The 25560-nt window shown below is 67.9% G+C and carries 21 protein-coding genes and 3 tRNA genes; 3 read left to right on the forward strand and 21 right to left on the reverse strand.

Annotation, left to right across the window (positions count from 1 at the left end):
* Positions 1 to 3 precede the first annotated feature (3 nt).
* The 9 genes from EBE87_RS03695 to EBE87_RS03735 form a co-directional block, all read right to left on the reverse strand.
* Positions 4 to 372, reverse strand: a complete 369-nt coding sequence (locus EBE87_RS03695) for an NADH-quinone oxidoreductase subunit A (protein WP_120637048.1) — start codon at positions 370 to 372, stop codon at positions 4 to 6.
* A gap of 231 nt (positions 373 to 603) precedes the next feature.
* Positions 604 to 680, reverse strand: a tRNA-Asp gene (locus EBE87_RS03700).
* A gap of 92 nt (positions 681 to 772) precedes the next feature.
* Positions 773 to 844 (reverse strand) — tRNA-Val (locus EBE87_RS03705).
* Between the two features lie 11 nt (positions 845 to 855).
* Positions 856 to 1164 (reverse strand): HU family DNA-binding protein, encoded by a 309-nt coding sequence (locus EBE87_RS03710; RefSeq protein WP_120637047.1) that lies wholly within the window; start codon positions 1162 to 1164, stop codon positions 856 to 858.
* Between the two features lie 132 nt (positions 1165 to 1296).
* A complete protein-coding gene (lon, locus tag EBE87_RS03715) occupies positions 1297 to 3711 on the reverse strand; it encodes an endopeptidase La (protein WP_120637046.1) in 2415 nt (804 codons plus the stop codon).
* Positions 3712 to 3857: 146 nt separating this feature from the next.
* The gene (gene clpX, locus EBE87_RS03720; RefSeq protein WP_120637045.1) at positions 3858 to 5114 is read right to left on the reverse strand and encodes an ATP-dependent Clp protease ATP-binding subunit ClpX; all 1257 of its coding nucleotides are present in this window, start codon (positions 5112 to 5114) and stop codon (positions 3858 to 3860) included.
* A gap of 119 nt (positions 5115 to 5233) precedes the next feature.
* Positions 5234 to 5887 carry an ATP-dependent Clp endopeptidase proteolytic subunit ClpP gene (gene clpP / locus EBE87_RS03725; RefSeq protein WP_120637044.1) on the reverse strand — a complete coding sequence of 218 codons (654 nt, stop codon included), beginning with the start codon at positions 5885 to 5887 and terminating at the stop codon, positions 5234 to 5236.
* Between the two features lie 230 nt (positions 5888 to 6117).
* Positions 6118 to 7473: a trigger factor gene (tig, locus tag EBE87_RS03730; protein WP_120637043.1), complete on the reverse strand. Its 1356-nt coding sequence runs from the start codon at positions 7471 to 7473 to the stop codon at positions 6118 to 6120.
* A 54-nt stretch (positions 7474 to 7527) separates the two neighbouring features.
* Positions 7528 to 7612 (reverse strand) — tRNA-Leu (locus EBE87_RS03735).
* A gap of 98 nt (positions 7613 to 7710) precedes the next feature.
* Here EBE87_RS03735 and EBE87_RS03740 point away from each other — a divergent pair.
* Together EBE87_RS03740 and EBE87_RS03745 are read left to right on the forward strand one after the other, a co-directional pair.
* A complete protein-coding gene (locus EBE87_RS03740; protein WP_233553077.1) occupies positions 7711 to 8940 on the forward strand; it encodes a pyridoxal phosphate-dependent aminotransferase in 1230 nt (409 codons plus the stop codon).
* A gap of 137 nt (positions 8941 to 9077) precedes the next feature.
* Entirely contained in the window at positions 9078 to 9908 is an 831-nt protein-coding gene (locus EBE87_RS03745) for a class I SAM-dependent methyltransferase (protein ID WP_120637041.1), read from the forward strand.
* A 10-nt stretch (positions 9909 to 9918) separates the two neighbouring features.
* Here EBE87_RS03745 and EBE87_RS03750 read toward each other — a convergent pair whose 3' ends face one another.
* From EBE87_RS03750 to EBE87_RS03765, 4 genes are all read right to left on the reverse strand, one after another.
* Entirely contained in the window at positions 9919 to 12309 is a 2391-nt protein-coding gene (locus EBE87_RS03750; protein WP_233553076.1) for a 1-deoxy-D-xylulose-5-phosphate synthase N-terminal domain-containing protein, read from the reverse strand.
* A 136-nt stretch (positions 12310 to 12445) separates the two neighbouring features.
* Positions 12446 to 13366: a RadC family protein gene (gene radC, locus EBE87_RS03755; RefSeq protein WP_367604510.1), complete on the reverse strand. Its 921-nt coding sequence runs from the start codon at positions 13364 to 13366 to the stop codon at positions 12446 to 12448.
* A gap of 124 nt (positions 13367 to 13490) precedes the next feature.
* Positions 13491 to 14816 carry a TldD/PmbA family protein gene (locus EBE87_RS03760; protein ID WP_120637040.1) on the reverse strand — a complete coding sequence of 442 codons (1326 nt, stop codon included), beginning with the start codon at positions 14814 to 14816 and terminating at the stop codon, positions 13491 to 13493.
* Positions 14813 to 16078, reverse strand: a complete 1266-nt coding sequence (locus EBE87_RS03765; RefSeq protein WP_120637039.1) for a M16 family metallopeptidase — start codon at positions 16076 to 16078, stop codon at positions 14813 to 14815. Before EBE87_RS03765 ends, EBE87_RS03760 begins: the two co-directional genes overlap by 4 nt.
* A gap of 289 nt (positions 16079 to 16367) precedes the next feature.
* On the opposite strand from EBE87_RS03765, the gene EBE87_RS03770 reads away from it, so the two are divergent.
* Positions 16368 to 16979, forward strand: a complete 612-nt coding sequence (locus tag EBE87_RS03770; protein ID WP_120637038.1) for a PEP-CTERM sorting domain-containing protein — start codon at positions 16368 to 16370, stop codon at positions 16977 to 16979.
* 65 nt (positions 16980 to 17044) lie between these two features.
* Here EBE87_RS03770 and thrC read toward each other — a convergent pair whose 3' ends face one another.
* The 8 genes from thrC to EBE87_RS03810 all read right to left on the reverse strand — a co-directional run bounded on the left by thrC (position 17045) and on the right by EBE87_RS03810 (position 25495).
* Positions 17045 to 18451, reverse strand: coding sequence for a threonine synthase (gene thrC, locus EBE87_RS03775; protein ID WP_120637037.1), 1407 nt, complete (start codon positions 18449 to 18451; stop codon positions 17045 to 17047).
* Between the two features lie 44 nt (positions 18452 to 18495).
* Complete coding sequence (locus EBE87_RS03780) at positions 18496 to 19575, reverse strand: endo-1,4-beta-xylanase (protein ID WP_120637036.1); 1080 nt, start codon at positions 19573 to 19575, stop codon at positions 18496 to 18498.
* Between the two features lie 26 nt (positions 19576 to 19601).
* Positions 19602 to 20462 carry an acyl-ACP desaturase gene (locus EBE87_RS03785; RefSeq protein WP_120637035.1) on the reverse strand — a complete coding sequence of 287 codons (861 nt, stop codon included), beginning with the start codon at positions 20460 to 20462 and terminating at the stop codon, positions 19602 to 19604.
* 117 nt (positions 20463 to 20579) lie between these two features.
* On the reverse strand, positions 20580 to 20993 hold the full coding sequence (atpC, locus tag EBE87_RS03790) for an ATP synthase F1 subunit epsilon (protein WP_120637034.1): 414 nt from the start codon (positions 20991 to 20993) through the stop codon (positions 20580 to 20582).
* A 24-nt stretch (positions 20994 to 21017) separates the two neighbouring features.
* Complete coding sequence (atpD, locus tag EBE87_RS03795; protein ID WP_120637033.1) at positions 21018 to 22445, reverse strand: F0F1 ATP synthase subunit beta; 1428 nt, start codon at positions 22443 to 22445, stop codon at positions 21018 to 21020.
* 13 nt (positions 22446 to 22458) lie between these two features.
* Positions 22459 to 23346, reverse strand: a complete 888-nt coding sequence (locus EBE87_RS03800; RefSeq protein ID WP_120637032.1) for a F0F1 ATP synthase subunit gamma — start codon at positions 23344 to 23346, stop codon at positions 22459 to 22461.
* Between the two features lie 23 nt (positions 23347 to 23369).
* Complete coding sequence (gene atpA / locus EBE87_RS03805; protein ID WP_120637031.1) at positions 23370 to 24902, reverse strand: F0F1 ATP synthase subunit alpha; 1533 nt, start codon at positions 24900 to 24902, stop codon at positions 23370 to 23372.
* The gene (locus EBE87_RS03810; RefSeq protein ID WP_233553078.1) at positions 24902 to 25495 is read right to left on the reverse strand and encodes a F0F1 ATP synthase subunit delta; all 594 of its coding nucleotides are present in this window, start codon (positions 25493 to 25495) and stop codon (positions 24902 to 24904) included. Before EBE87_RS03810 ends, atpA begins: the two co-directional genes overlap by 1 nt.
* Positions 25496 to 25560: the final 65 nt, after the last annotated feature.

Raw genomic sequence — 25560 nt, forward strand, 5'->3', positions numbered from 1 at the left:
GGCTTACTCCCAGTCCAGGGCGCCCTTGCGCCACTCATAGATGAAGCCCACCGTCAGCACGCCGAGGAAACCCATCATGGACAGGAAGCCCGTCCAGCCGATCTGCCCCAGCGTCACCGCCCAGGGGAACAGGAAGGCCACTTCCAGGTCGAAGATGATGAACAGGATCGCGACCAGGTAGAACCGCACGTCAAAGCGGTGACGCGTGTCCTCGAAAGGCTCGAAGCCGCATTCGTAGGTCGAGAGTTTCTCCGCATAGGGCTTCTGCCGCGCGGCCAGAATGCTGCCGCCCACCATCGCGATGGAAATGCCAGCCGCGATCGCCAGGAAGACCAGGATCGGGAAATAGTTCGCCAGCAGGGGCTGGGTCATGATGCATCCGTCCCTCGGGCCAGGGGGCCCATCAGGCCATGTGCAGGGGAGCGCATGGCCAAAATGCGCTGTCGGGTATCCCCGCAGCGCAACGTCGGGGCGGACATTACTCCCGCCCCGCTTCCTTCGCCATAGGCTGCGACGCATTGCGAAACATTGAAAAGCAGACAGGTGAAAGGCGAAAAGCGCCGCCCTGGAAACCCAGGGCAGCGCTTTCGAATTGCACCGCAGTGGCGCGAGTGACGGGGCTCGAACCCGCGACCTCCGGCGTGACAGGCCGGCGCTCTAACCAACTGAGCTACACCCGCTTGCGGCGTGGAGGGGGAAATACGGCCCCTGCCCCACTCTGTCAACGGACCTAAATCGCTTTTTTGCGAACGTTCCGCAGACGTATTCGGTATGGGCGCTGAGGGATTCGAACCCCCGGCATCCTCGGTGTAAACGAGGCGCTCTACCGCTGAGCTAAGCGCCCAAAACCCTTGGTCAGGCCACCTCGTCCTTCAGGCCCTTGCCAGGCTTGAAGCGCACCGTGGTGGTCGCTGCAATCTCGATTTCCTCGCCAGTGCGCGGATTGCGGCCCTTGCCTGCCTTGCGGCGCGAAATGGCAAAGGTACCGAAACCCACCAGGCGAACCTCTTCCTTGTTCTTCAAGGCCCCGGTGATGGCGTCGAAAACGGCGTCCAGCACCTCGCTCGCGCGGGCCTTGGAGAGTTCACCGGTTTCGGCGACCACCGCCACCAGATCCTGCTTGTTCACTGGGCTATCCCTTACCGTGTCGCGGCGAACCGTCAGGCTCGCGTTGGGCCGACACTAGGCAGCGGGATTTTGCCGCGTCAACGCCAGGCTATGGCGGGCCTGGAATTCTGCGAGGCTTTGGCGCGGAAGCCACACCGGGGCGGGATGAACCCGCCCCGGCGCAGAGGATCAGTGCGGCAGCGCGGCCGGGCTGGCGGCCGGCTGGGTCGCGGCCGCGGGCACTTCCTCCGGCTCCACCCAGTCGATCGGCTCCGGCTTCCGCACCAGGGCCTGACCGATCACCTCGTCCACATGGGCGACGGGAATGATCTTGATGGCCTTCTTCACGTTGTCCGGGATCTCGGCCAGATCCTTCTCGTTGTCCTTCGGGATGAAGGCGGTGGTGATGCCGGCGCGCAGGGCGGCCAGCAGCTTCTCCTTCAACCCGCCGATCGGCAGCACGCGCCCGCGCAGGGTGATCTCACCCGTCATGGCCACATCCTTGCGGACCGGAATGCCCGTCAGCACCGATACGATGGAGGTCGCCATCGCGATGCCGGCGGAAGGACCATCCTTGGGCGTCGCACCTTCCGGCACGTGCACGTGGATGTCGCGCCGGTCGAAGGTCGTCGGCTTGATGCCGAAGGAGATGGCGCGGCTCCGCACATAGCTGAGTGCGGCCGAGACGCTTTCCTGCATCACGTCGCCCAGCTTGCCGGTGGTCTGCACCTTGCCCTTGCCCGGCACCATGACCGCCTCGATGGTCAGGATCTCGCCACCCACCTCGGTCCAGGCCAGACCGGTGACGACACCCACCATGTCTTCGGCCTCGGTCTCGCCGAAGGAGAACTTCCGCACCCCGGCATACTTGTCGAGGTTCTTGCGGGTGATCGCGACCTTCTTGGCCTTCTTGGAGACGATCTCCTTGACGGCCTTGCGAGCCAGACCGCCGACCTCACGCTCCAGGTTCCGGACGCCGGCCTCACGCGTGTAGTAGCGCACCAGGTCCAGCAGCGCATCGTCGGAGACGCTCCACTCGCCTTCCTTCAGCCCATTGGCCTCAGTGACCTTGGGCAGCAGGTGGCGACGGGCGATCTGCACCTTCTCATCCTCGGTGTAGCCGGGGATGCGGATGATCTCCATGCGGTCCAGCAGCGGCTGCGGCATGCGCAGGCTGTTGGCGGTCGTCACGAACATCACGTCCGAGAGGTCGTAATCCACCTCCAGGTAGTGGTCGGCGAAGGTCGAGTTCTGCTCGGGGTCCAGCACCTCCAGCAGCGCGGAGGACGGGTCGCCGCGCCAGTCGGCGCCGAGCTTGTCGATCTCGTCCAGCAGGAACAGCGGGTTGCTGGTCTTGGCCTTCTTCATGCCCTGGATGACCTTGCCCGGCATGGAGCCGATATAGGTCCGCCGGTGGCCACGCACCTCGGCCTCGTCCCGCACGCCGCCCAGACTCATCCGCACGAAGTTGCGGTTGGTCGCCTTGGCGATGCTCTTGCCCAGCGAGGTCTTGCCGACGCCCGGAGGGCCGACCAGGCACAGGATCGGACCCCGGATCTTCGGCGAGCGCGACTGCACCGCCAGATATTCCAGGATACGCTCCTTGATCTTGTCCAGACCGTAGTGGTCGGCGTCCAGGACCTCCTCGGCCTTGATCAGGTCGTTCTTGACCTTGGACTTCTTCTTCCAAGGGATCGACAGGATCCAGTCGAGGTAGTTGCGCACCACCGTCGCCTCGGCGCTCATCGGCGACATGGTCCGCAGCTTCTTCAGCTCGGCCATGGCCTTGTCGCGCGCCTCGGGGGAGAGCTTGGTGGCCTTGATGCGCTCCTCCAGCTCGGCGGCCTCGTCCTTGCCGTCCTCGCCTTCGCCCAGCTCCTTCTGAATGGCCTTCATCTGCTCATTCAGATAGTATTCGCGCTGGGTCTTCTCCATCTGCCGCTTCACGCGGTTCCGGATGCGCTTCTCCACCTGGAGAACGCCGATCTCGCTTTCCATATGCGCGAAGACACGCTCAAGCCGGGCCGAGACACTGGCGGTGTCCAGCAGCTCCTGCTTCTCGCTGATCTTAAGGTTCAGGTGGCTCGCCACCGTATCCGCCAGCTTGGCCGGGTCGTCGATCTGGTTGATCGAGACCAGCACCTCCGGCGCGATCTTCTTGTTGAGCTTGATATACTGCTCGAACTGGCTGACCACGGTGCGGGAGAGCGCCTCCAGCTCCGGCGCCTCGCCCACCGTCTCGTCGATCGGGGTGGCGAAGGCCTCGAAATACTGGTCGGTCTCCTTGAAGCCGGTCACGCGGGCACGGCGCCCGCCCTCGACCAGCACCTTGACCGTGCCATCGGGCAGCTTCAGCAGCTGCAGCACCGTGGAGACGGTGCCGACTTCATACAGGTCACTCGCCCCAGGATCGTCCTGGGCAGCATTCTTCTGGGCAACCAGCAGGATCTGCTTGTCGTCGCGCATCACCGCTTCCAGGGCCCGCACGCTCTTCTCGCGCCCGACAAAGAGGGGCACGATCATGTGGGGGAAGACAACGATGTCGCGCAGCGGCAGCACAGGCAGCAGCTCGCCGCTCAGCAGTTCCGGATTCTTATCCGCCATTGGGGACCTCACTCAGGACAGTCGGCACGGGGTCGCCCGGTTTCGGCACGGCCCCGTCGCCACGGGTTCTTCCGGGAGATGGGGCCGGTGACCGCGCAGGGCAAGCCATCGCTGGCCAGCCCTGCGCCGGACGCCGGAACCCCGGCTCAAGCGGAAGACTGCTCCGCCGCCCGTTCACCATAGATGAACAACGGGGCGGCACGGCCTTCAGCCACCTCCTTGTTCACCACAACCTCGTTCACATCCTCCAGGCCCGGCAGATCGTACATCGTGCCGAGAAGGATGCTTTCCATGATCGAGCGCAGGCCGCGCGCGCCCGTCTTGCGCTGGATCGCGCGGTTCGCCACCGACTTCAGCGCGTCATCCGTGAAGGAGAGCTTGGTGGCCTCCATCTCGAACAGCCGCTGGTACTGCTTCAGCAGGGCATTCTTCGGCTTGGTCAGGATCTCGATCAGCGCCTTCTCGTCGAGATCCTCGAGCGTGGCGATGACCGGCAGACGGCCGATGAATTCCGGGATCAGGCCGAACTTCAGCAGATCCTCGGGCTCCACCTCGCGCAGGATGGCACCGGCGCGGCGCTCATCCGGCCCGCGGACCTCGGCGCCGTAGCCGATACCGGAGCCCTTGCCCTTGGCGGCGATGATCTTCTCAAGGCCCGCAAAGGCCCCGCCCACGATGAACAGGATGTTCGAGGTATCGACCTGCAGGAATTCCTGCTGCGGATGCTTGCGCCCGCCCTGCGGCGGCACGGAGGCAACGGTGCCTTCCATGATCTTCAGCAGCGCCTGCTGCACGCCCTCGCCGCTCACATCACGGGTGATGGAGGGGTTGTCGGACTTGCGGCTGATCTTGTCGACCTCGTCGATATAGACGATGCCGCGCTGCGCCCGCTCCACGTTGTAATCGGCGGCCTGCAGCAGCTTGAGGATGATGTTCTCGACATCCTCGCCGACATAGCCCGCCTCGGTCAGCGTGGTGGCGTCGGCCATGGTGAAGGGCACGTCGAGAATCCGCGCCAGCGTCTGCGCCAGCAGCGTCTTGCCCGAGCCGGTGGGGCCGACCAGCATGATGTTGGACTTGGCGATCTCAACCTCGCCAGCCTTGGCACCATGCGCCAGGCGCTTGTAATGATTATGAACCGCGACAGCGAGCACCTTCTTGGCGTGCTCCTGCCCGATCACATAGTCATCCAGCACCTTGGAAATCTCACGCGGCGTCGGCACCCCGTCACGCGACTTCACCAGATGCGTCTTGTGCTCCTCACGGATGATATCCATGCAGAGCTCGACGCACTCGTCGCAGATGAAGACCGTTGGGCCGGCGATGAGCTTGCGCACCTCGTGCTGCGACTTGCCGCAGAACGAGCAGTACAGGGTGTTCTTCGAGTCGCCGGACTTGCTCATGAACGCTCCTGACCCGCCGGGGAAGGATCGGCGGACCTACACGGGACTGTAGCCCCCCTGTCATCCAGGGGGAAGTGGAGCGGCCACCGGCCGGCCCGTGCCGGGCCGGTGGCCGCTGGTCAGGCCTTGGGGGCCTCGGCCGCCGGGGCCACGGCGGCCGGACGCTGCTCCACCACCTGGTCGATGAGGCCGAAAGCCCGGGCCTCCTCGGCGGAGAGGTAGGTATCGCGCTCCATGTTCCGCTCGATCTCCTCCAGCGGCTGGCCGGTGTGGTGCACGTAGATCTTGTTCAGGCGCTCGCGCGTCTTGAGGATCTCGCGCGCCTGGATGGCGATGTCGGTCGCCTGACCCTGGGCACCGCCGGAAGGCTGGTGGATCATCACCTGGCTGTTCGGAAGGGCGAAGCGCTTGCCCTTCTCGCCCGCCGTCAGCAGCAGGGAGCCGGCGGAGGCCGCCATGCCGAGGCAGACGGTGGAAACCGGGGCCCGGATGTACTGCATGGTGTCGTACATCGCGAGGCCGGCCGTCACCACGCCGCCGGGGCTGTTGATATAGAAGGCGATGTCCTTGCTGGGATTCTCGCTTTCCAGGAACAGCAGCTGGGCGCAGACCAGCGCCGAGACCTGATCGAAGATCGGCCCCGTCAGAAAGATGATCCGCTCCTTCAGCAGGCGCGAATAGATGTCGAAGGAACGCTCGCCCCGGGCCGTCTGCTCGATGACCATGGGAACCAGCGTGTTGTTGTAGACCTCGACCGGATCGCGGTCACGCATGCGTCTATCCTCTCCCGGCGGCACCGGCACCGGGCCGCCCAGGTGCCCCTTGCCCCTGGCAGCCGCGCCGGTCCCCGCCGCCGTTACTCTAACCGTCAAGGGTTAACATGGGACAGCCAGCCCGGCGGGGAAAGAGGGGGGAGCCCCAGAAGTGACGACGGGCCGGGAACGGTTTCCCGCCCCCGGCCCGATCGCCATGTCCTTCCCCGGCTGGGCCGGGGCCGCTCAGCTCAGGCCGCCGCCGTTTCCGGCTCGGCCGAAAGCTCGCCCGCGGGCACTTCCTTCTCGGTGACCTTGGCCAGCTCCAGCATGAAGTCCACCACCTTCTCCTCGAAGAGCGGGGCGCGCAGGTTCTCGATGGCCTGCGGGTTCTTCTGGAAGAACTCGATCACCTGCCGCTCCTGGCCCGGATAGCGCTGGGCCTCCTGGCGCATGGCGTTGGACAGTTCTTCGTTGCTCACCTGGATGTTGTTGCTGCGGCCGATCTCGGACAGCAGCAGGCCCAGGCGGATGCGGCGCTCGGCAATGGCGCGGTACTCGGACTTCAGCGTGTCCTCGTCCTTGCCCTTGTCCTCGTCATCCAGGCGGCCGGCCTTCTGGTCGGCCTCGACGCGCTGCCAGATCTGGGCGAACTCGGCGTCCACCATGCCCTGCGGCACTTCGAAGGAAGCCTGGGCGGAGAGCGCGTCCAGCAGCTTCCGCTTCACGTTGAGGCGGGAGATCTGGTCGTATTCCTGCTGCAGCGACTCGCTGATGCGGGTCTTCAGCTCGGCCAGGTCGGCCAGGCCCAGCTTCTTGGCGAAGTCGTCGTCCACCTGGGCGGCGGCCGGCTTCTGCAGCTTCTTGGCGGTCAGCTTGAACACGGCTTCCTTGCCGGCCAGCTCGGCGGCGCCGTAATCGGCCGGGAAGGTCACGCGCACGTCGCGGGTCTCGCCGACATTGATGCCTTCCAGACCCTCGGCGAAGCCGGGGATGAAGCCGGCGCCGCCGATCTCGACCGGCATGTCGGTGCCCGTGCCGCCCTGGAAGGGCTCGGCCAGGCCACCCTCGGCGCTCTCATCGACCAGGCGACCCTCGAAATCGGTCACCACCACGTCGCCCTGGGCGGCGGGGCGGGTTTCCGTCACGTCTTCCATCTGGCGGTTGCGGGAGGCGATGCCCTCGATGGCCTTGGTGACTTCCTCGTCACCCACCTTGGTCACCGGCTTCTCCAGCTCGATGCCGGAGAAATCGGGCAGCGGGATCTCGGGCAGCTGCTCCAGCTCGATGGTGAACTCCAGGTCGGAGCCTTCCTCGAACTTCAGGTTGTCGATCTTGGGCTGCATCGCGGGGCGCAGGCCGCGCTCCTCGATCACGGAACGGGCGGCGGACTGCACCTGCTCGTCCAGCACCTCACCCATCACCGCCGCGCCGAAGCGCTGCTTCACCACGGAAGACGGCACCTTACCCGGGCGGAAGCCCGGAAGGCGGAGGTCCTTGGACAGCGCGGCCAAGCGCTTGTCGCGCGCCACGGCGATATCCGCCGCCGGAACCACCACGGAAAAGCCCCGCTTCAGCCCCTCGGCTGCCTGTTCGGTCACCTGCATCGTCGCCACACCTGCTCCTGAAACCAGTCTAATGAAAGCCGCCGGCGGCGTTGATGGTGCGGGCGGAGGGACTTGAACCCCCACGGCTTGCGCCACTGGAACCTAAATCCAGCGTGTCTGCCAATTCCACCACGCCCGCGCGCTCGACGCCGGCAAGTCGTATGAGCCGGCGCGTTTAGCGCAGCGGGGCCGGCATTGAAAGGGCTTCACCCCTTGCGGCGGCGCGGCGGCCCCGTCATGCATCGACCTGTCCTGCCCGAGGTCCGCATGAGCGACACCGCCGAAACCCCCGCCCTCACCTCGCCATACGAGGCCCTGCCGCCGCGCATGCGCGGCATGTCGGTGAACCAGATCGCCGAGATCGCCGACATGGCGCGGGAAGATCCCGAGGTCATCAAGCTCTGGATCGGCGAGGGCGACCTGCCGACGCCGCCCTTCGTGGTGGAGGCCGCCGAGGCCGCCATGCGGGCCGGCCAGACCCGCTACACCTATTCCCAGGGCCTGCCCCGGCTGCGCCAGGCGCTGGCCGACTACCACCAGCGCCACTGGGGCGTGGAGGTGGCGCCGGACCGCTTCGCCATCACCGCCGGCGGCATGAATGCCATCATGCAGGCCATGCAGGCGACGCTGAGCCCGGGCGACGAGGTCATCATCCCCGGCCCGCACTGGCCCAACCTGGCCGCCACCGTGAATGTCTGCGGCGCCGTGCCGGTCACGGTGCCGCTGCGCCGCGGCGCCGATGGCGGCTTCAGCCTGGAGCTGGCGGATATCGAGGCCGCCATCACCCCCCGCACCCGGATGGTGGCGATCTGCTCGCCCTCCAACCCCACCGGCTGGGTGATGCCCAAGGGTGAGATGATCGCGCTGCGCGACCTGGTGCGCGCCCGCGACCTCTGGCTGCTGTCGGACGAGGTCTACAACCACTTCACCTACGGCAACGCCATCGCGCCCTCTTTCCTGGAGCTCTGCGAGCCGGACGAGAAGCTGCTGGTCACCAACACCTTCTCCAAGAACTGGGCGATGACGGGCTGGCGCGCCGGCTGGATCGTGGTGCCGGAAGGGCTGAGCGGCACCTTCGCCAGCCTCTGCCAATACAACACCACCTCCATCCCGACCTTTATCCAGTATGCCTGCATCGCGGCGCTGGACCAGGGCGACGACTTCATCCGCACCATGGTGGCCCGCTGCCGGGAAAGCCGGCGGATCTTCTGCGAGGGGCTGGGCGCCATCCCGGGCATCCGCCTCCAGCCGCCGGAAGGCTCCTTCTACCTGATGTTCTCGGTGGACGGGGAAACCGACAGCCGCGCCCTGGCCATCCGCATCCTGCGGGAGGCCAAGGTCGGCCTCGCCCCCGGCACCGCCTTTGGCGACGACCCCGACGGCAAGCTGCGGCTCTGCTTCGCCATCTCCCCGGGGCTGGCCGAGCAGGCGATGGAGCGGCTTTCGGCCTTCTTCCGCCGGGGCTGAACGTCCACGCAAGCTTCTGGCACGGACGGCGGCAGGCACCGCCGCCCGTGCCGCCCGCGTGAACGCGGGTTTGAATTCCCTTTGGCCGATCCCGCGCGCAAACATTAACAATAGTCAATCGAAGCGGGAGCCGTGCCATGAATGTCTCCACGCCTTCCTCGCCACCCGACTTCACCGCCCTCAAGCAACGGCAGCAGGCCAACTGGGCCTCGGGCGACTACGCGGTCATTGGCGTCACCCTGCAGATCGTCGGCGAGCAGCTCTGCGAGGCGGTTGACCTGCGCAGCGGAGAGCGGGTGCTCGATGTCGCGGGCGGCAATGGCAATGCCAGCCTCGCCGCCGCGCGCCGCTTCGCCGAGGTGACCTGCACCGACTACGTGCCAGCCCTGCTGGAGCGTGCCCGCCTCCGCGCCGAGGCGGACCACCTGCCCATGCAGGTGCAGACCGCCGATGCCGAGGCCCTGCCCTTCCCCGATGCCAGCTTCGACGTGGTGCTCTCCACCTTCGGCGTCATGTTCACCCCGGACCAGGAGAAGGCGGCGGCGGAAATGGCCCGCGTCTGCCGCCCGGGCGGGCGGATCGGCCTGGCCAACTGGACGCCAGGCAGCTTCGTGGGCCGGTTGTTCCAGTTGCTGGGCCGCTTCCTGCCGCCGCCGGCCGGTGTCCGCTCCCCGGCCCTCTGGGGCACGGAGGGAAGGCTGAACGAGCTCTTCCCCCGCGCCACCATCACCAGCGCCACGCGGCGCTTCAACTTCCGCTACCGCTCGGCGGAGCATTGGATCGAGGTCTTCCGCACCTATTACGGCCCGGTCCACAAGGCCTTCCTGGCCCTGGATGCCGAGAAGCAGGCGGCGCTGGAGGAAGGCATCGGCGAGCTGATCGCCCGCTGCCAGCTCGATGACGGCCCGGGCCTGGTGCTGCCTTCGGAATACCTGGAAGTGGTGGTGCGGCCAGCCCGGATGAGCTGACCGCCGCCGTTCAGCCGCCCAGCAGGGCCTGGGCGCAGGCGTCGAGGATGGCGCTCTCGTCCAGGGCGTATTCCCGGTACAGGTCGGGGATGTCGCCCGACTGGCCGAAGCGGTCCACGCCCAGCGGCACCACCCGCTGGCCCCGCACCGCACCCAGCCAGCCATGCGCCGCCGGATGGCCATCCAGCACCGAGACAATGGCCGCCCCCGGCGCCAGCGGCGCCAGCAGTTGCTCGATATGCGAGGGCGCCGCGCCGGGTCCCTGCCGCGCCTGCCGCCGCGAGGCCAGCCAGCCGGCATGCAGCCGGTCCGGGCTGGTGACGGCCAGCAGGCCCGCGCCCGGTTCCTCGGCCCGCAGTTCCTCGAAGGCCGCCATGGCTTCCGGCGCCACCGGCCCCTGGTAGGCGATGGCGATGCGTGCGCCCGGCGCCGGCGGCACGGCCCAATAGCCGCCGGCGATCACCGCCGCCGGGTCCAGCTTCCGCTCCGGCTGCGCCAGACCACGGGTGGAGAGCCGCAGCCAGACCGCCGAGCCATCCGGCTTCTGCATATGCTCGAAGGCCCAGCGCAGCAGGATGGCCAGTTCATCCGCATGGGCGGGCTCGTAGCTGGCCAGCCGGTCCTGCGCCATGCCGATCAGGGGCGTGTTGAAGCTCTGGTGCTGCCCGCCCTCGGGCGCCAGCGTCAGGCCGGAGGGGGTGGAGACCAGCAGGAAGCGCGCATCCTGGTAGCAGGCATAGATCAGCGCATCGAGGCCGCGGTTGACGAAGGGATCATAGACCGTACCCACCGGCAGCAGCCGCCCGCCATGCATCCGGTCCGCGAGTCCGAGCGCGCCCAGCAGCAGAAACAGGTTCTGCTCGGCGATGCCCAGCTCGATATGCTGCCCCTCCGGCGACATGCCCCAGCGCTGGGCGCTGGCCAGCTTGGCATCGCGGAAGACATCGTTCTTCAGGTGGCGGTCGAAGACACCGCGCCGGTTCACCCAGGGGCCGAGATTGGTGGAAACCGTCACGTCCGGGCTGGTGGTGACGATGCGCTCGGCCAGCGCTTCCGCCTCCCCGCCCCGGCCGATCCCGGCCAGCAATTCCCCGAAGGCAGATTGGGTGGAGAGGGTGCGGCCTTCCGGCACGCGCGGCACCGGCAGGCTGGCCGGCACCGGCACGACGGGGGCGGAAAGGCTGCGGCCTTCCGGCGTCAGCGGGCTGGCGAAGGGCACCGCGTGCAGGAAGGCCTCCAGTTCCGCTTCCGGCAGGTCCAAGCCCTCGAAGCGGTCCCATTCATGGCCAGGGCGGATGCGCATGCCTTGCCGGAAGGCCTCCATCTGCTCCCTGGTCATCAGCCCGGCATGGTTGTCCTTGTGCCCGGCGAAGGGCAGGCCCATGCCCTTCACGGTATAAGCGATGAAGCAGGTGGGCTGGTCCCCGGCGGCATCCTGGTCGCGGAAGGCTTCCTCCAGCGTCTCCACGTCATGCCCGGCAAGGTTGGTCATCAGGGCGCCGAGTTCCTCGTCGTCCAGCGGGTCGATGATGGCGCGGAAGCCCTCGTCCCGCCCCAGCTCCGCCAGCAGCGCCCGCCGCCAGGCGGCACCGCCCTGGAAGGTCAGCGCGGAGTAGAGGCTGTTGGGGCAGTCGTCGATCCAGCGGCGCAGCGCCTCCCCGCCCGGCCGGGCGAAGGCGGCCTGCAGCTTGCGGCCGTATTTCAGGGTGACGACATTCCAGCCCATGTCGCGGAACAGCCCCTCGATGCGGCCGAAGAGGCGGTCGGGCACCACGCTGTCCAGGCTCTGGCGGTTGTAGTCCACCACCCACCAGACATCGCGCACATCGTGCTTCCAGCCCTCCAGCAGGGCCTCGTAGATATTGCCCTCGTCCAGCTCGGCATCGCCCACGATGGCGACGTGGCGGCCGCGCGGCATGCCTTCCCGCCCCAGCTTGTGCAGGTGGACATAGTCCTGCACCAGGCTGGCGAAGCTGGTCATGGCCACGCCGAGGCCGACGGAGCCGGTGGAGAAATCCACCTCCGCTCCGTCCTTCACCCGGCTCGGATAGGGCTGGATGCCGCCGAACTGCCGCAGCGTCGCCAGCTTCTCCCGCTGTTGCCGCCCCAGCAGGTAATTCACGGCATGGAAGACCGGCCCCGCATGCGGCTTCACCGCCACCCGGTCCTGCGGCCGCAGGATGCCGAAATACAGCGCCGCCATGATGGACACACAGGAAGCGGAGGAAGCCTGGTGCCCGCCCACCTTCAGCCCATCGCGGTTGGGGCGGATATGGTTGGCATGGTGGATGGTCCAGGCCGAGAGCCAGAGCAGCTTCCGCTCCAGCGCCTTGAGCAGGGCGAGGCGCCGCGCCGGGCTTTCGGTCTGAAGGAGGGCCTGCGGCTCCGGCGTGATATCCATGGTGAACATTTCCCTCGCGCGGCCTTGCTGGACCGTCGTTTCTGCGAAGGAAGCCTAGAGGAAGCGAAAACACGGGGGAAAGCCGTTCTCCGCTGCGGCGGTCCGCCTCACTCCCTTTTTTTGTTCCGGCGCCCGGCTAATGCCCCTGCAAGAGCCCTTCCCGCCTGAAGGACAGGTGGCGCCCGTTGCCGATGATCAGGTGGTCATGCACCACCACGGACAGCACGGCGCCGGCCGCCATGATCTCGCCCGTCATGTCGATATCGGCGCGGGAGGGCGTCGGGTCGCCGCTGGGGTGGTTGTGGACCAGGATCAGCGCCGTGGCATGCAGCTCCAGCGCGCGCTTGACCACCTCACGCGGGTAGACGGGCGTGTGGTTGACGGTGCCGCGCGCCTGCGCCTCGTCCGCAATCAGCCGATTCTTGGAATCCAGGAAGAGGATGCGGAACTGCTCGATCTTCTCGCGCGCGAGCGCCGCGTTCAGGTAGTCCATCAGCCGGTCCCAGTTGTTCAGGACGGGCTTCTCCATCACCTCCGCCCGCGCCAGCCGCAGCGCGGCATCCTGCACCAGCTTGATGGCCGTCACGCTGTGCTCGCCCAGGCCCGGCGTTTCCAGCAGGTCCTTCTGCGGCGCCGTCAGCACATTGGCGAAGGAGCCGTAGCGGTTGATCAGCGCCTTCGCGAGCGGCTTGGTGTCGCCCTTCTTGAAGGCAAAGAAGAGCAGCATCTCCAGCAGCTCGTAATCCGCCAGCGCGCCGGGGCCGCGTTCCAGCAGCTTCTCACGCATCCGGCTGCGGTGGCCATGCGGGCCGGTGCTGGCGAAGGGCAGGTCCTCCCCTTCCTCCAGGCGGCGGGAGGAACCGCCGGTCCAGATCGCCCGGCCCCGCCGGCGCGGGCTGGACTGCATCAATTCCGGGTCGTGAAGCTCGATCTGCGCGCGGTCCTCGGCGAAGCCCCGGCGCGGGGTGCCATCGGGGACAGGCCGGTAGAGCGGCCGCTTCGGCTTCGGCCGCAGGCCAAGGCTGGCCAGCCCCTGACTCAATCGCGTCAGCCACATGCCCGGCGTCTTCCCTTCTGGCGACGTTGCGCCGCGCCTTGGGCACGGCGACAACATCATTCCCGGGCGTTAACCATTCAGCAAGGCTGAAATCACGTAACCGTGAGGATTGCCGCCAGCGCCCTCAGGCGCCGGCCAGCGTCATGCCGTCCACGCGCAGCGTCGGCGCATCGACACCGCGGCGGAACCGCAGGTCATCCGCCGCCGCCATGTGGAGGAACATCTCCTTCAGGTTGCCGGCGATGGTGACGCCGGCCGCCGCTTCCGCCAGTTCCCCCCGGCGGATCATGAAGCCCGAGGCGCCACGGCTGTAGTCGCCGGTGACGGCATTGACGCTGCTGCCCATCATCTCGGTGACATAGAAGCCTTCCTCCACATCGCTCATCAGCGCGGCGGGGGACACGGTGCCGGGTTCCAGCCACAGGTTGGTGGTGGCGGGCGAAGGCGGGCCGGAAATGCCCCGGCTGGCATGGCCGGTGGAGCGCAGCCCGAGCTGCCGGGCGGAGCGCCAGTCCAGCACCCAGCTCCGCAGCACGCCATCCTCCACCAGCGCCAAGCCCTCGCCGGGCATCCCCTCGCCATCGAAGGGGCGGGAGCGGAGGCCACGGCGGCGCAGCGGGTCGTCCCGCACCGTCAGGCCGGCGGCCAGCACGCGCTCCCCCATGCGGTCGCGCAGGAAGGAGGTGCCGCGCGCCACGGCCGCACCATTCAGCGCCGCCGTCAGATGCCCGAGCAGCGAGCCCGCCACGCGCGGGTCATAGATCACCGTCAGGCGGCGGGAGGCCGGGCGGGTCGGGTTCAGCCGCCGCACCGCGCGTTCCCCGGCGCTGCGGCCGAGGCTGGCGGCATCCTCCAGGTCGGCCAGATGCACGGCGACGCTGTGGTCGTAGTCGCGCTCCATCGCCGTGCCCTCCCCTGCCACGGCGGAGACGGACACGGAATGGCTGGAGCGGGCATATTCGCCCGCGAAGCCGTTGGACCCCAGGATGGCGATGCGGGAGCGGTGGAAGCCCGCCTCGGCGCCATTGCTGTTGGTGACGCCGAGGGTGGCCAGCGCCGCTTCCTCGGCGGCGGCGGCGCGGGCCAGCAGGTCCTCGGCACCGGGCTCGGCGGGGTCGTCGAGGTCGAGGTCACGTGCCGGCACCGGCATCGCCTCCGGCAGGCCGGAGAAACGGTCCTCCGGCACCGCGCGGGCCATGGCCACGGCGCGTTCCGCCAGGCCCGTGAAGCCGGCGCGGTCCGGATCGGTGGAGGAAACGATCGCCTGCCGCTTCCCCACGAAGACCCGCAGGCCGAGGTCGAAGCCCTCGGCCCTTTCGAGATGCTCGACCGCCCCCAGCCGGCGGCTGACCGAGAGCGAGGTTCCCTGCACCAGCAGCGCATCCGCCGCATCCGCCCCCGCCGCGCGCGCGGCGGCGACCAGGGCGTCGAGCATCTCCAGACGGTTCATGCCGCCAGCTTCTCCACCACGCTGGACAGGCCCGGCACCTTGCCGGCGGGGCCCAGCGCCGCCAGCGTCGGGCGGGAGCGGAAGATCATCGCCGCCGCCGCCTGCACGTCCTCGATGGTCACGGCTGCGATCTTCGCCTTGGTCTCGTCCGGCGTGATGATGCGGCCATGCACCTGAAGCTGGCGCGCGAGCTGCTCGCAGCGGCTGCCGGTGGATTCCAGCGACATCAGCACGGAAGCGCGGAGCTGCGCCTTGGCACGGTCCAGCTCGTCCAGCGTGACGTCGTGCTGCACGCGGCGCAGTTCCTCCAGCGTCACCGGCACCAGCTCGGCCGCCTGGTCCTCGCCCGTGCCGGCATAGATCGAGAAGACGCCGCCGTCGCGGAAGGGCTGAGCGAAGGAATAGATCGAATACACCAGCCCGCGCTTCTCCCGGATCTCCTGGAACAGGCGGGAGGACATGCCGCCGCCCAGCAGGGTGGAGAGCAGCATGGTGGGGTAGTGCCACTTGGTGGCCACCGCCGGACCCTCGAAGCCCAGCACCACATGCACCTGGTCGAGGTCCCGCTCCTCGCGGAACTCGCCGCCGGTATAGCGGGCGGGCTCGCCCAGGGCGGGGTCCACGGTTGGCAGGTCCGCGAAGTGCTGCTTCACCTGGGCGACAAGGTCGTCATGCTCCAGCGCGCCGGCGGCGGCGACCACCATGCGGCTGGGGCCGTAGTGGTGGCGCATATAGCCCATCAGGGCCTCGCGCGGCATCTTGGCGATCACCTCCTCGGTGCCCAGCGTCGGGCGGCCCATCGGCTGGTCCGGGAAAGCGGTGGCCTGGAAATGGTCGAAGACGATGTCGTCGGGCGTGTCGTTGGCCTGCCCGATCTCCTGCAGGATGACGCCGCGCTCGCGCTCCAGCTCCTCCGGGATGAAGGTGGAATGCGTCAGGATGTCGCCGAGGATATCGGCGGCCAGCGGCATGTCCTCCTTCAGCACCTTGGCGTAGTAGGCGGTGTTCTCCCGCGCCGTATAGGCGTTGAGATGCCCGCCGACATTCTCGATCTCCCGCGCGATGGCGGCGGCGTCGCGCTTGGCGGTGCCCTTGAAGGCCATGTGCTCGAGGAAGTGGGAGACGCCGTTCTCCGCCGCCGTCTCGTCCCGCGTGCCGGCATGGACATAGGCGCCGATGGAGACGGTCTCGACCCGCGGCATCGTCTCGGAGACGACGGTCAGGCCATTCGGAAGGCGCGTCAGGCGCACCGCTTCAGACATTCGGAAATTCCCGTGTGGCCCGCCGAATGGTGGCACGGCGGGCGGATTCTGTGTTGCTGTAACCCAATGTAGGGCCACGAGGCGAAGTCTGCGACCCCAAGCCGGGCAGCCCTGCCAGAAGGCCATGGCGCGCCACCGTGCGCCGGCGTCGGCAAACTTAACAACCAAGACTTCGTTTCGGTTGCGAAATTCCATAATTACCTGGAATGCAAGTAAAAAACTTGCATGGCATGTTTTCTGCTTTCCGTCCTTTCCGCGGCAATCCAGCCGCAGGTGAGGATTGAACGGAATGAAGATGCTCCGCGCGGGCGGCCTTCTGGCCGGTATCGTTCTGGCACTGGCGAGCACGCCGGCCTCGGCCGATGTGGTCCTGAACTTCCAACAGACCGGCGGCAGCCCGGCGGGCGGCGTGACGCTGGGCGGCACGCTGACCGTGACGGACCAGGCCTATGCCGATGGCCTGAACCTGTCCCACAGCCTCAGCGCCGGCGGCGCCGTCTCCACCGTGAACACCGGGCTGGTGGATGCCAGCTTCTTCTTCTCCACCCCCGGCCTCGGCACCGTCTCCCTGACCCTGGCGGACCTGCTGGCGGGCAGCGGCCTGCCGGCCGGCACCAGCGTGCTGGGCTCCCTGACCAGCAGCGCCGGCGGCACGCCCGGCGGCTTCCTGAATGCCAGCGGCCTCGGCTTCGGCTTCCGGTCCAGCACCGATGGCAATCTCTTCTCGGGCAATTTCACGGCGGCCCTGGGCGCCTGCACCGGCAATGGCTGCGACTTCAACGGCACGGTGGTCACCACGGTGCCGGAACCCTCGGCACTGTCGCTGATGGGCTTCGGCGCCGTGGCGCTGCTCGCGGCGGGCTACCGGAAGCGGACCCCGGCGCAGCCGACGGCGGCCTGAGGCGCCATGAAAAAAGGCCGGCCCGGATCGCTCCGGCCGGCCTTCTTCACGCCAGGGCGCAAGCCTCAAGCGGCGTTGCGGCGCGCGTGGCCGCGCACCACGGTCTCGATGGCCTCCAGATCCGCCGGCAGCACCTCGAAGCGCTCCTCCCGCTCATGCAGGTCCGCCATGCGGGGCGGCAGCGCGGGGCGGAAGCCGGTGGCCTTCTCCACCGCATCCGGGAACTTGGCCGGATGCGCCGTGGCCGCCACCACCACCGGGATGCCGGCATCGGCGGGGCGCATCGCCCGGGCGGCGGCGGTGCCGATGGCGGTATGCGGGTCCGCCAGATAGGCGCTCTCGGCGTAAAGCCGGCGGATTTCCTCCAGCGTCCCCTCGTCCGAGAGGGTGAAGCCGTGGAACAGCTCTGTCGCCTGCTTCCAGGCGGCATCGGGCACCGGCATGCGGCCCTCGGCACGGAAGCGGGTCATGGTCTCGGCGGTGGCCTTGGCGTCGCGGCCCAGCAGCTCGAACAGCAGGCGCTCGAAATTCGAGGAGACCTGGATATCCATGCTGGGGGACAGGCTGGGCTCCACCGGCCGGGCCGACATGTCATTGGAGGTGATGAAGCGCGCCAGGATGTCGTTGCGGTTGGCGCCGACGATCAGCCGTTCGATCGGCAGGCCCATGCGGCGGGCGACCCAGGCAGCCAGCACATTGCCGAAATTGCCGGTGGGGACGGAGAAGGCCACCGGCCGGTCCGGCGCGCCCAGCGCCAGGGCGGCATAGGCGTAATAGGGGATCTGCGCCGCGATGCGCGCCCAGTTGATGGAATTCACCGCCGAGAGCTTCATCTCGTTGCGGAAAGGCGCGTCGTTGAACATCGCCTTCACCAGGTCCTGGCAATCGTCGAAGGAGCCCTGGACGGCGATGTTGCGGATATTGGGGGAGAGCACGGTGGTCATCTGCCGCCGCTGCACCGCGCTGGTGCGGCCCTCGGGGTGCAGAATGACCATATCCACCGCCGCGCGGTCGCGGCAGGCCTCGATGGCGGCGCTGCCGGTGTCGCCGGAGGTGGCGCCGACAATGGTCACGCGCTGCCCGCGCTTGGCCAGCACATGGTCGAAGAGCCGCCCCAGCAGCTGCATCGCCATGTCCTTGAAGGCCAGCGTCGGCCCATGGAACAGTTCCAGCGAGAAGATGCCGGGCTCGATCTGCACCAGCGGCGCCGTGGCGGCATGGCCGAAGCCGGCATAGGCGGCGCGGGTCATGGTCAGCAGCTCGGCCTCGGAAATCGCCGGCGCGGTGAACAGCGCCATCAGCCTGGCCGAGAGCTCCGCATAAGGCAGGCCGCGCAGGGCGCGCCATTCCTCGGCGGAAAGCTCCGGCCAGGTCTCGGGCAGGAACAGCCCGCCATCCTCGGCGAGCCCCGCCAGCAGGACATCTTCGAATTCGCGAACCGGGGCCTCGCCCCGCGTGGAGAGATAGCGCATGGTGGCGGCACACTAGGGCCGGCGCCGCCGCCGCGCCATACGCATCAGCGCCCGGTCAGGGCACGGGCCAGCGCGTCCCACATCGGCTTGCGCTTCCATTCGGCATCCAGCGGCAGGCCACGGTGCGGCCGCTTGTCCGGCATGGCGACATCCGGATCGGTCGCCAGCCAGGAATACTTGTCGGACAGGCCCCAGGTCAGCACCGTCCGCACCCCCGCCCCCACCGCCGTGGAGACGAAGGCATAGGCCCGTTCGGCCACCAGCGCGTCGCGCGCGGCGATGTCCTGCGGCACCTCCCCGCCCTCGCGGATATCCATCTCGGTGATCAGCACGGCGAGGCCGAGCGCCTGCAATTCCTTGATGAAGCCGCTCAGCACCGCCGGGTTGAAGGGCTTGACGAGCTGCAGATGCGCCTGCAGGCCGACCGCATCCAGCGGCACCTTGCGGCCCACCAGGTCCCGCACCAGCGCCAGCAGGCGGCGGCGCTTCTCGGCGGCGGCGGGGGTGTCTTCCTCGATGCCGTATTCGTTCAGCGTCAGCCGCAGCGTCGGGTCGGCCTCCCGCGCCAGCTTCAGCGCGGTCTCGATGTAGGATGGGCCGAGTGCCCGCAGCCAGGGCGTATCCCGCAACTCGCCGCTCGCCTGCGGCGTATCGCTGCCCGGCGGGTCGGCCACCACCTCGTTCACCACATCCCAGTCACGGATCTGCGGCTGGGTATGCTCAAGGATGGTGCCGATATGGGCGGCCATGACGGCCCCCGCGCGGTCCGGGCCCTCGGCAAGCGCCTGCCTGGTCCAGTCCGGCATGTCCTGGTGCCAGATCAGCGCATGGCCCCGCACCGGGCGGCCCGCCCGCCGGCCCCAGGCCAGGATGGTATCCAGCGCCGCGCTGTTGAAGCGGCCTTCCTGCGGCTGCAGGGTGCCCCACTTTCCTTCGTATTCCGGCACCACGATGGCCGCTTCCCGCGCGAAGGCCACCGCGTAATCGGCATCCTGCCGCAGCAGGCCGCCCTGCACGGCGGCCCCGAAGGTGACGCCACTGGCCCGTGCCAGCTCGCCCAGGCCGGGCTGCGCCTGCTGCGCCAGGGCGCCAGCCGGCAGGGCCAGGGCGCCAGGGGCCAGCATCAGCCCCCGGCGTGTCAGGTGGCGCCTCAGGCGGCTGCCTGCTGCGGGCGCCGGGCGTTCTCGTTGGCCACGCCCGTCTCCCGCTGGAACTTGTCCCGCCGCCAGCAGAGCAGCCGCCAGGCGCCCTTGGCGGCGATGCCGGAAAGCCGCCCCCGGGGTTGCAGGCCGATCGTCTTGAACATCATGCCCATGCCGCGCTCGATGTGGTGGTACCGGTAATAACCCATAGCGCGAGACATATAGCCTGCAATGCAACGATTGTGATCGTAAGGCACGCCCACGGCATCGTTGCCGCAGTGGAAGGCGAAGGCCAGCTCGTCATCCTCGGACTCGCCGATGCGGCCGGCGGCCACGCGCAGGCGCTGCAGGAAAGACAGCTTCTCCCGCGCCAGGTAGCGCTTCATGTGGTCGTAGAAGAGCTTGAAGTGCCGGTACTCGTCCGCCGCGATCAGCTTGCAGACCTCCTTCAGCACCGGCTCCTCAGTCTGTTCGCCCAGCGCGGTGTAGTAGGAGGAAGTGCCGATCTCCACCATGCAGCGGGCGATCAGCTCGCCCGTGCGGCTGCCGCGGATCGAGGCATCGGCATTGATGTCGATCTTGTAGCCATTGCGGTAGCGCTCGAAGGATTCGTCGAAGTTCCAGGTGGGGTCGGCCAGCATGGCCCACTTCCCCAGCGCGTCGCCGTGCTGCACCTCCTCCACCGCCCAGTTGTCGGCGGCCTGGCGGAAGTCGGGGTCATCGACGAAGACGCCATTGAGGTACTTCGCGTAGTCCACGCCATTCTTCTCGACCATGGCAGCCGCCTTCACCAGCGGGATGATGCCGGGGTCGATCTTGGACGGATCGAAGCGGTCCCAGGCCACCTGCTCGATGTGCCAGTGCTTCATGGTCCTCGATAACCTTCTGAATCAGGAACGGAAAACGACGAACGCCGCATGCAGTCATGTTCTGCATGCGGCGTCCGGTTTGCAAGAGAGGCGGGGTAACAACCCCGCCGGTCAGTCTCAGGCCGCGCCGGCGACATCCACCATCTTACGGGTGGCCAGGTAGCGGTCCATCGCCGCCTCGCGCGCTTCGGGGGTGCCGCTGGCGGCGGCAGCCTCATAGGCGGCCTGCGCCTCCCGCATCCGGGTCTCGGCCTGGGCGCGGGAGAGTTCGGCCACCGGCGTCGCCTCATCGGCCAGCACGGTCATGCGGGTCGGCGTGATCTCGGCGAAGCCGCCGGCCACGAAGAGCCGCTCCGGCTGCTTCCCGGCCTCGCGCACCTCGATGACGCCGCCCTTCAGGGCGACGATCATCGGGGAATGGCCGGGCAGCACGCCCATGTCGCCCTCGGCCGCCGGGATGATCGCCATCTCGACGGGGCGGGAGAGCAGCAGCTTCTCCGGGCTCACCAGCTCAAGGTCGAAGGTCGCCATGGGTCAGTCTCTCCCCTCAGATCCTCAGGCCGCGGCCTTGAGGGTCTCGGCCTTCTTCACCGCGTCCTCAATGGTGCCGACCATGTAGAAGGCGGCTTCCGGCAGGTGGTCGTAGTCACCACGGCAGATGCCGGCGAAGGAGCGCACGGTGTCCTCGATCTTCACGAAGACGCCCGGGGTGCCCGTGAAGACCTCGGCCACATGGAAGGGCTGGGACAGGAAGCGCTGGATCTTGCGCGCGCGCGCCACGATCAGCTTGTCCTCTTCCGACAGCTCATCCATGCCCAGGATGGCGATGATGTCCTGCAGCGACTTGTAGGTCTGCAGGATGCGCTGCACGTCGCGCGCCGTGTTGTAGTGCTCCTCGCCGATGATGCGCGGGTCGAGCGCACGCGAGGTGGAGTCCAGCGGGTCCACGGCCGGGAAGATGCCCAGCTCGGCGATCGAGCGGTTGAGCACGGTCGTGGCGTCCAAGTGGGCGAAGGACGTGGCCGGCGCCGGGTCGGTCAGATCGTCGGCGGGCACGTAGATGGCCTGCACGGACGTGATCGAGCCCTTCTTGGTCGACGTGATCCGCTCCTGCAGCGCGCCCATGTCGGTGGCCAGCGTCGGCTGGTAACCCACGGCGGAGGGGATGCGGCCCAGCAGAGCCGAGACCTCGGCGCCCGCCTGCGTGAAGCGGAAGATGTTGTCGATGAAGAAGAGCACGTCCTGGCCCTGCTCATCGCGGAAGTATTCCGCCATGGACAGGCCGGAGAGCGCGACGCGGGCACGGGCACCCGGCGGCTCGTTCATCTGGCCATAGACGAGCGCCACCTTGGAACCGGCGGTGTCGTTCTCGTTCAGCTTGATGACGCCGGCATCGACCATTTCGTGGTACAGGTCGTTGCCCTCGCGGGTACGCTCACCCACGCCGGCGAAGACCGACACGCCGCCATGGCCCTTGGCGATGTTGTTGATCAGTTCCTGAATGGTCACGGTCTTGCCGACGCCGGCGCCGCCGAAGAGGCCGATCTTGCCGCCCTTCAGGTAGGGGGCCAGCAGGTCGACGACCTTGATGCCGGTGACCAGGATCTCGGCCGAGGTCGCCTGGTCCTCGAAGGGAGGGGCGGCGCGGTGGATCGTGTAGGACTTCTCGTGCGGCACCGGGCCACGCTCGTCGATCGGCTCGCCGATGACGTTCAGGATGCGGCCCAGCGTGCCCTCACCGACCGGCACGGAGATGCCCTTGCCGGTGTCGACAACCTCGGAACCGCGGACCAGGCCGTCCGTGGTGTCCATGGCGATGGTGCGGACGGTCCGCTCGCCCAGGTGCTGCGCGACTTCCAGCACCAGGGTGCGGTCGCCGATCTTCACCTGCAGCGCGTTCTGCATGCCGGGCAGCTCTTCGGGGAACTGCACGTCCACGACGGCGCCGAGAACCTGCGTAACCTTGCCAACGTTGTTCTTCATGGCGGTGTTTCCCTCAGAGAGCCTCGGCACCGGAGATGATCTCAATCAGCTCGCTGGTGATGTTGGCCTGACGCGTGCGGTTGTAAGTCAGGGTCAGCTTGTTGATCATCTCGCCCGCGTTGCGGGTCGCGTTGTCCATCGCGTTCATCTGGCTGCCGAAGAAGCCGGCAGAGTTTTCCAGCAGGGCGCGATAGATCTGGATGGCGAGATTCTTGGGCAGGATCTGGGCCAGGATGGTGGCCTCGTCCGGCTCATATTCATACCAGGCCTGGGCCTGCGCCTCGCCGCCCGCCGGCGCCGCCTCGGGCAGCACGGTCGGGATCAGCTGCTGCGCCGACGGCACCTGGGCGATGACGCTGCGGAAGCGGTTGTAGATGAGCGTGCAGACATCGAACTCGCCGGCTTCCAGCATCGCGGTGATGCGGGTGGCCAGGGTATCGGCCTCCTCGAATCCCACGCGCTTCTTGCCGACATAGTTGATCTCTTCGATCACCCGGCTCGCCAGCTCGCGCTTCAGGTAGGTGGCGCCCTTGCGGCCGACGGTGATGACCTTCACCGTCTTGCCCTGGGCTTCCAGCTCCCGGATGTGGTTGCGCGCGAAGCGGGCCACATTGGTGTTGAACGCGCCCGCGAGGCCGCGATCGGCGGTGACGACGACCAGCAGGTGCACGGCATCGCGGCCGGTGCCGACCAGCAGCTTCGGCGCGTCCGGGTTGCCGACGACGGCGCCGCCGAGCGAGCCCAGCATCCGCTCCATGCGCTCGGCATAGGGGCGCGCGGCCTCGGCCTGCTGCTGGGCGCGGCGGAGCTTCGCCGCCGCGACCATCTTCATCGCCTGGGTGATCTTGCGGGTGGACTTCACGCTGTTGATGCGTGCCCGCAGGTCCTTCAGGTTGGCCATGGGTTCGCTCCCCTAGCCTCCCGTCAGGAGAAGGACTTGGCGAAGCTGTCCAGGAAGGACACCAGCGCGGCTTCGTTGTCCTTGGTCAGCTCCTTCTTGTCCCGGATGCCCGCCAGGATCTCCGGCTTGGAAGCACGGAGCTGGGAGAGCATCTGGCGCTCGAAGGGGCCCACCTTGTTCACGGGCAGCTTGTCCAGATAGCCGCGCGTGCCGGCGAACAGGGACACGACCTGCTCCTCGACGGGCACGGGCTGGAACTGCGGCTGCTTCAGCAGCTCCGTCAGGCGCGCGCCACGGGCCAGCAGGGCCTGGGTGGAGGCGTCGAGGTCGGAAGCGAACTGGGCGAAGGCCGCCATCTCGCGGTACTGGGCCAGCTCCAGCTTGATCTTGCCGGCGACCTGCTTCATCGCCTTGATCTGGGCGGCGGAGCCGACGCGGGACACCGAGAGACCGACGTTCACGGCGGGGCGGATGCCCTTATAGAACAGCTCGGTTTCCAGGAAGATCTGGCCGTCCGTGATGGAGATCACGTTGGTCGGGATATAGGCGGAGACGTCGCCCGCCTGGGTCTCGATCACCGGCAGCGCGGTCAGCGAGCCAAGGCCGGCGGCCTCGCCCATCTTGGCCGCGCGCTCCAGCAGGCGGGAGTGCAGGTAGAAGACGTCGCCCGGGTAAGCCTCGCGGCCCGGCGGACGGCGCAGCAGCAGCGACATCTGGCGGTAGGCCACAGCCTGCTTCGACAGATCGTCGTAGAAGATGACGGCGTGCATGCCGTTGTCGCGGAAATACTCGCCCATGGCGCAGCCGGTGTAGGGCGCCAGGAACTGCATCGGCGCCGGGTCGGAAGCGGTGGCCGCGACGATGATGGAGTATTCCAGCGCGCCGTTCTCTTCCAGCGTGCGCACAAGCTGCGCGACGGTGGAGCGCTTCTGACCAATGGCGACGTAGATCGTGTAGAGCTTCTTGCTCTCGTCCGTGCCCTGGTTGATCGGCTTCTGGTTGATGATCGTGTCGATGATCACCGCCGTCTTGCCGGTCTGGCGGTCACCGATGATCAGCTCGCGCTGGCCACGGCCGATCGGGATCAGGGCGTCGATCGCCTTGATGCCGGTCTGCATCGGCTCATGCACGGACTTGCGCGGGATGATGCCCGGCGCCTTCACCTCGACCAGCTGCTGGGTCACGTCGACCAGCGGGCCCTTGCCGTCGATCGGGTTGCCCAGGCCATCGACCACGCGGCCGAGCAGGCCACGGCCGGTCGGCACGGAGACGATGTCGCCCGTCCGCTGGACGGTGTCGCCTTCCTTGATGTTCTTGTCATCGCCGAAGATCACGACACCGACATTGTCGGTCTCGAGGTTCAGCGCCATGCCCTTGAGGCCGGCGGAGGGGAACTCCACCAGCTCACCGGCCATCACGTTCTGCAGGCCGTAGACGCGGGCAATGCCGTCGCCCACGGTCAAGACGGTGCCGACTTCGGCAACATTCGCATCGGCGTCGAAGCCGGCGATCTGTTGCTTCAGGATCTCCGAGATCTCGGCGGGACGGATATCCATCAGGCGGCCCCCTTCATGGCATACTGCATGCGCTGCAGCTTGGACTTGATCGAGCTGTCAAACAGCCGGGAACCGATACGCACCACCAGGCCACCCAGCAGGGAGGGGTCGGTGCGCTCGACCAGCTTGACATTGGAATAGCCGGCCTCGGTCAGGCGCGCAGTCAGCTGCGTGCGCTGGACGTCGGTCAGCGGATGAGCGGTGGCGACCTCGGCGGTCTGCTGACCGCGCTGCTCTGCCAGCAGCGCCCCGAAGGCGGTGGCGACCTCGGCCAGATGGCCCAGGCGGCGGTTGGCGATCAGAACACCCACCAGGTTGCGGACCTCACCGGCGATGCCGGCCCTCTCCAGGATGGCGAAGGCGCCACGGCGCTGGGCGACGGCATCCAGCCGCGGGTCCTCGACAAAGGAGCGGAAGGTGGCATCGTCGCGCCAGAGCACGAAGAGCCGGTCGAGATCGGCCGCGACGCGGTCGATCTCCTTCTTTTCCTTGGCGAGTTCCAGCAGCGCGAGCGCGTAGCGCTGGGCGAGGCCGCTGGCATGGCCAACGGTGGGTGACGTGTTCGGCGAGGCGGTCGGCGCTTCGGAGGCCACGGACAATCCCGTTTCTTGCTTTCGGGCCACCTTTGAGGGCTTTCACCCCGTCGGGCAGCAATCAT

Origin of the sequence: Teichococcus wenyumeiae, assembly GCF_003696345.1 — a bacterium.
GTDB lineage: Bacteria > Pseudomonadota > Alphaproteobacteria > Acetobacterales > Acetobacteraceae > Pseudoroseomonas > Pseudoroseomonas wenyumeiae.